Annotated in this window: 7 protein-coding genes; 5 read left to right on the top strand and 2 right to left on the bottom strand. The window is 56.6% G+C overall.

Features of this window, described 5'->3' with window-relative positions:
* Nucleotides 1-576: 5'-methylthioadenosine/S-adenosylhomocysteine nucleosidase (locus tag NW837_RS00705; protein ID WP_414328812.1), on the bottom strand; the 576-nt coding region annotated here is incomplete at its 3' end.
* Between the two features lie 221 nt (nt 577-797).
* Here NW837_RS00705 and NW837_RS00700 point away from each other — a divergent pair.
* From NW837_RS00700 to nuoK, 5 genes are all read left to right on the top strand, one after another.
* Nucleotides 798-1,262 carry a YbjN domain-containing protein gene (locus tag NW837_RS00700; RefSeq protein ID WP_414328810.1) on the top strand — a complete coding sequence of 155 codons (465 nt, stop codon included), beginning with the start codon at nt 798-800 and terminating at the stop codon, nt 1,260-1,262.
* Between the two features lie 17 nt (nt 1,263-1,279).
* Nucleotides 1,280-2,011, top strand: a complete 732-nt coding sequence (locus tag NW837_RS00695) for a lipoyl protein ligase domain-containing protein (RefSeq protein ID WP_414328808.1) — start codon at nt 1,280-1,282, stop codon at nt 2,009-2,011.
* A 145-nt stretch (nt 2,012-2,156) separates the two neighbouring features.
* The gene (locus NW837_RS00690; protein ID WP_414328807.1) at nt 2,157-3,506 is read left to right on the top strand and encodes a TPM domain-containing protein; all 1,350 of its coding nucleotides are present in this window, start codon (nt 2,157-2,159) and stop codon (nt 3,504-3,506) included.
* A gap of 119 nt (nt 3,507-3,625) precedes the next feature.
* Nucleotides 3,626-4,234, top strand: a complete 609-nt coding sequence (locus NW837_RS00685) for an NADH-quinone oxidoreductase subunit J (RefSeq protein WP_414328806.1) — start codon at nt 3,626-3,628, stop codon at nt 4,232-4,234.
* Nucleotides 4,235-4,315: 81 nt separating this feature from the next.
* Nucleotides 4,316-4,621, top strand: coding sequence for an NADH-quinone oxidoreductase subunit NuoK (gene nuoK, locus NW837_RS00680; RefSeq protein ID WP_414328814.1), 306 nt, complete (start codon nt 4,316-4,318; stop codon nt 4,619-4,621).
* A gap of 44 nt (nt 4,622-4,665) precedes the next feature.
* Here nuoK and NW837_RS00675 read toward each other — a convergent pair whose 3' ends face one another.
* Nucleotides 4,666-4,992: a DUF5684 domain-containing protein gene (locus tag NW837_RS00675; RefSeq protein WP_011432901.1), complete on the bottom strand. Its 327-nt coding sequence runs from the start codon at nt 4,990-4,992 to the stop codon at nt 4,666-4,668.
* Nucleotides 4,993-5,352: the final 360 nt, after the last annotated feature.

Genomic DNA, 5,352 nt, shown 5'->3' with positions numbered 1-5,352 from the left:
CTCCACAACCAAAGCGCCGGTGCGTTCTCGGATTTGTCGGCGTAGGTCTGCGTCGGCCACAAACACATCGCCGGTGGCCACCAAGCCTTGATGAATGACGGGATCCCGGCCTTGTAGGGGGTGGAGAGGGATCCGCTCGGGATGGGCCACAATCAGGTCGTAGAGGGCGCTATCGGCCTCGGCCAGTGGGTGGCGCAGCTCTGGGATAAAGTCGATCCCCAAGACAAAGCCCTCGGGTCGTCCGGTGCCGAAGTCGTGCTCAATCGCCGCATGGGCCAGCACCACATCTCCCATGTGCAGGTGATCGGCCAAGGCCCCGGCCACACCGGTAAAAATGATCCCCTGCAAAGGGAAATGGGCCACCAACAAAGCCGCTGTGGTTGCCGCCCGCACCTTGCCCACCCCACCTTGTACCACCACCACCGGTTGCCCCGCCAGGGATCCCTGGTGGAACTGTCGCCCCAGATGGGTATGGATGGAGCAGGTTTCCATTGCTGCGGTGAGCATGGCCACTTCCTCGGGCAGGGCTCCAAGAATACCAATGGCTTTCTGGGGGAGATGAGATGGAGATTCCATAGAGCTTCCCTCAGGTTCTTCGAAAGACTTTTGAACAGGCTCTCTCTCCAGTTGGCGGGGGGGATCGCTTGCCCTCACCTGTCCGGCCACTTAGTGAACCATTGCCAACGGTTTCATTCTCGCCTGAGTTGAGGATCCCAAAGCGATGACCGGATAGGTCGGAGTCTTAGGCGGTATAGCGGTATAGTTGAGGTGGTTGGATAGGGAATAGGGGGAAGACCATGGTCTACAGTGAGCCGCTCATGAGCACCTTTAACCCTTCGCCAGAGGTTTTTCCAGAGCCCCTTCGCTGCGTTGAGGTTGTCTCGGCGGTGGTTTCCAGCCTCAAAGAGGATGCGGCCTACGAAAACCATGAGCAGGGACACACCTGGAAGTTCACCTACGGCACGGCAGAAGTGTTCGTCCATTTGAGCGGCGAATCCCCAGAAGACACCCTTTTGGTATGGTCTCCTGTTCTCTCTCTGCCGGTGGCAGAACCCGCCAAGTTGATGCAGAAGCTCCTGGAGAAGAATTGGAGCGATACCCTAGAAGCGCGTTTTTGCATTTGGAACAACCAGGTGGTGCTGAACCACTACCGCACCTTGGAAGGGATCACAGCGGGCGAAATTTCCCGGGCCATCACCATTGTGGCCAGCTTGGCCGATGAATATGATGAGCCCCTCCAGGCGGAGTTCCCCAAAGTTTAAGGTCTGGCTTTGCCAGGATGGGATCCCAGGGATACTGGCTCCCCTACCGCGTGGCCTCTGGGGCCTGGCAAATGGAGCAGGACTTCCGGCTTTTGCACAGGCTTCGTCGGGATCCTCAGCCCTGCTTGCGCTTCTACGGCTGGGATCGGCTCACCCTCTCGCTGGGACGACACCAGGTTTGGCCAGATCCCCTGCCAGGGATCCCGATTGTGCGCCGACCCACGGGGGGAAGGGCGGTGCTCCATCAGGCGGCTGAGGATGCAGCAGAGCTGACCTACAGCTTGGTGTTGCCCCTTTCTTACTTGCAAGCCAGGTTGCCCAGTTTGCAGCGGGCCTGGGTGTACGACTTCTGTTGCCGCTTTTGGGTGCAGGGGTTGGCGGAGCTGGGCATTGCCATAGATGAGCCCGCTTTTGCTCACGGCCGAAGCCACCGGGATCCCGGCTACCGCAACAAGACCAGTTGCTTTGCCTCCCGTACCCGTGCTGACTTGAGCTGGCAGGGCAAAAAGCTGATGGGCAACGCCCAACTGTGGCAACCTTGGGGGATCCTGCAACAGGGATCCCTCCTATTGCAACCCAATCTAGAGCTGTGGGAACGGTATCTGCCCGGCTCGCAGGTGATTGGTATCTACGACATTTGCCCCACGGCGCCAGGGATCCCTGCTTTGATCGAACATTTTCTCCAGGCCGCCCGGGAGTGCTTTGAAGTGGAATGGCAAGAAGAAGCCTGGCTCCCTTGGCCGGACTGAGGGCCGGTTGCTGTTAACAATTACTAGCAACAAGAAGCGGCTTGTCTCAACCGTTCCCCAACTCCCCTCTCTCCCTGGGAAAAGGACTGCCAGTCTAGCCGAGACAGCTGTGCTAGAACCTAGGCAGCGCTCAGCCAGGTAAGCCATGCCGAAAGTTTGGGCGGCAGTTTTGCTAGTTGTATCCCTGCTGCCGCAGCCCGCTTGGGCCATTACCCTTGAACAAGTGCCCAACCCCCGCCGTCAGTATGGAGGGTGGGTTTCCGATACCGCCAACATCCTCAGCAGCAGCACCGAAAACGAGCTCAACCGTCTTATCACTCAGCTTGAGCAGCGCACCAGTGCCGAGATGGCAGTGGTTACCGTGCCGAATACTCAGGGATATGCAACACCAAAAGACTTCACCACGCAGCTATTTAACTACTGGGGGATCGGCAAGGCAGGCCAAAACAACGGGGTTTTGTTTCTCATCTCGGTAGGGGATCGGCGGGTGGAAATCGAAACGGGCAGGGGCCTGGTCGCTATCCTCCCCGACAGCCGAGTCCAGCAGATTATCGACCAGCAGATCCTGCCTCGGTTTCGCAATGGGGATTTTGATGGCGGCACTCTGGCGGGGGTGCGGCAGTTGACCTCGGTGTTGCAGGGCCAGCCCGTTGCAAATGTTCCTGCGGCAGCTTCTGGAGTTACCACCTCAACGATTGCAACTTCTTCTGGGGCAGTGGCCCAGGGCATTGATTCTTCCCTGGTGGAAGGGATCCTGCTGCTGCTGGGGATCATCATTTTGGGACTGGGGTGGCAGCGCTCTCGCATGCCCGTCTCTCTAAGGGCTGAGCGAGGGGGAAGACAAGTCCTCTCCCTGACACGCAGAGATCCAAGAACAGGTGCTGTGCTCTCTTCGGTTCAGAGCGACCCCATTCGTCTCTTCCTCTATTCGGGATCCCTCTGCCTTGGCGTGTTCCTAGGATTGTCCAGCGGCAACTGGCTGGGGTTCGCTCTGCCGGTTGTGGCTGCTATGGCCACTGACGGCACCTTGGGCCGGAAGCGTGGGATCCCTTTTCAGCCAGTGGTCTGTCAAGCCTGTGGTCGACCCATGCGACTCATCCAGCCCCAGCTTCTGGATAAGTACCTTCCCCAAGAGCATCGCCTGGCCAGGAGCCGCGGCAGAGCTCGCTACTACGGCTGGTTTTGTCCTACCTGTCAAGGAATAGCTGTGGTTGTGCGCGAAGGCACGCTCTCCCGACACCTTTACTGCCCTCGGTGCCAAGCCCTCACCCTCGACCTCACCACACAGGTTCTCAGGGAAGCCACCTATTCCTCTAGCGGCTTGAAGCTGGAAATCCTGAGCTGTCCTATCTGCGGGTACCGCAGCGAGCGAGAGGTGGTCATCCCCGAGCTCAGCGACACAGACACAGATTCAGACTTCGGTGGAGATTCAGGTGGAGATTCAGACTTCGGTGGCGGTAGCAGCGGAGGTGGCGGAGCGGGCGGCAGTTGGTGAGACCCAACTCTAGAGATTTCTCTATCGATCTGAAAAAGGAGTCGGGCTTCTCTTAAATCCGCCAGGACAGTACAGTGGTAAGGGAGCAGCAATAGAAACTGGCTAAGGACGGATCTCTCATGACCCTCGGAGAAGGCGTACAACTGGTTACGTTTGTGGTGCTATCGGCGATGGCCATTGGCTTCGCGCTAGGCGTGGTTTGGGCCCCCAGCATTGTCTATTCCGGTTTTCTGCTTGGGGGCGTTTTCTTGAGTATGGCCGGGTTGTATCTCCTGTTGAATGCCGATTTTGTGGCCGCAGCCCAAGTTCTGATCTACGTCGGCGCGGTTAATGTGTTGATCCTGTTTGCCATCATGTTGGTGAATCGGCGCTACACCTTTGCCCCCCTGAAGCTGGGCTGGCTGCGCAACGGAGTGACGGCAGTCGTGTGCTTGGGGTTGTTTGCCCTTCTGACGGCGATGGCCCTGAATACCCCCTGGCAGTTAGAGCCAATCCAACCCATGAGCAGTGTTTTGGTGATGGGTGGGCATTTCTTCAGGGAGTATCTGTTGCCTTTCGAGCTGGCCTCTGTCCTGCTGTTGATGGCTCTGATCGGTGCTATTGTGCTGGCGCGTCGAGAGTTTGTCATTCCCCAAGCTGGAGAAGGGGATCTGAGCTTGCTGGAGCGGGCCCGACCCCAGCTGGAATCAGAGTCAGAACGACCGGCAGAGCTGGTGAGCACCCGCTAAAGCTGACTGCTCTCGGCCATAAAACCTAGAGCTTTCCCGAGGCCCCTGTCATTGTGTATCTACATGGAGCTCATCGCGATGTTGCAACTGCAGTTTTTCTTGGTGGTGGCAGCGATTCTTTTCTGCATTGGTATTTACGGATTGATTGTGAGCCGCAATGCGATTCGCGTCCTGATGTCGATTGAGCTGATGCTCAATGCGGTGAACCTGAACTTCATGGCTTTCTCCAACTTTGTCGATTCAGCGATGATTCGCGGCCAGGTGTTCTCGGTGTTTGTCATCACTGTGGCGGCTGCCGAGGCCGCAGTGGGCTTGGCCATCGTGCTGGGGATCTACCGCAACCGCGCCACTATCGATATGGAGAGCTTTAACTTGCTCAAGTGGTAGACTTTTTCGATTGTTTAGTTTGTATCAAGGCAAGGCTGGCTAATTCAAGTGAAGGCCAGAATGCCTGAGTAGAGCAAAGCTCCCAAAACAGGCAGGAAAACCAGCAGACCCAGCCAGCGGGATTTATTCAGGCGGGGTGGAATGGCAAAGATCACCCAGATACCGAAGATCAAGTTGACTAGGGGAATGAAGAAGAGGATCACCCACCAGCCGGGTTTACCAGCAGCTCGACACATCACCCAGATGTTAGCAATCGGGATCCAAGCTAACCAAGCATTCGGCACGTTTAGCTTCTCTCCAATCACCATTAAGGTGTAGCTAAAGAAGGCGTAAAGGGCAACGGCAATCAGCCCTGGTAAAAGCTCATCCATCGTGACCCTCCCACATATTTTTTTGATATTTGCGAATGTCAACTCACTTGTCTCCAGCGTCTCTTTGGTGTCAGAGACAACCCTCGAATCTATACAGCTATAAGGCCAAACCGCAAGAAAACCAACTTTCCAAAGCTGTTCAGGAGCTACTCTGATCCCGCCCACAAAGTTAGCCAAAAGGGATCCCGTTGTCCAGACTTATCTGTCAAGTTTCATCAAGAATTCTGTCAAGTTTCATCAAGAATACAGATCTGACGAATAATCTCTCAAGCACGGGGGGGCAACGGCGGGCATTGGATCCCGGGAACCAGGGATTCCAGCAAGCCGCTACAGGCATCCCAGAGCAGCTCGATCACGTAA

Origin of the sequence: Synechococcus sp. R6-10 (assembly GCF_047461815.1) — a bacterium.
Classification (GTDB): domain Bacteria; phylum Cyanobacteriota; class Cyanobacteriia; order Thermostichales; family Thermostichaceae; genus Thermostichus.
The sequence above is the reverse complement of the archived record's forward strand: the minus strand, read 5'-3'. Positions and strand labels throughout refer to the sequence as shown.

Bases quoted from the DNA above. Each gene is read 5' to 3' on its own strand.
- NW837_RS00700 (WP_414328810.1), top strand. From the start codon at position 798: ATGGTCTACAGTGAGCCGCTCATGAGCACCTTTAACCCTTCGCCAGAG.
- NW837_RS00695 (WP_414328808.1), top strand. From the start codon at position 1,280: ATGGGATCCCAGGGATACTGGCTCCCCTACCGCGTGGCCTCTGGGGCC.
- NW837_RS00690 (WP_414328807.1), top strand. From the start codon at position 2,157: ATGCCGAAAGTTTGGGCGGCAGTTTTGCTAGTTGTATCCCTGCTGCCG.
- NW837_RS00685 (WP_414328806.1), top strand. From the start codon at position 3,626: ATGACCCTCGGAGAAGGCGTACAACTGGTTACGTTTGTGGTGCTATCG.
- NW837_RS00675 (WP_011432901.1), bottom strand. From the start codon at position 4,992: ATGGATGAGCTTTTACCAGGGCTGATTGCCGTTGCCCTTTACGCCTTC.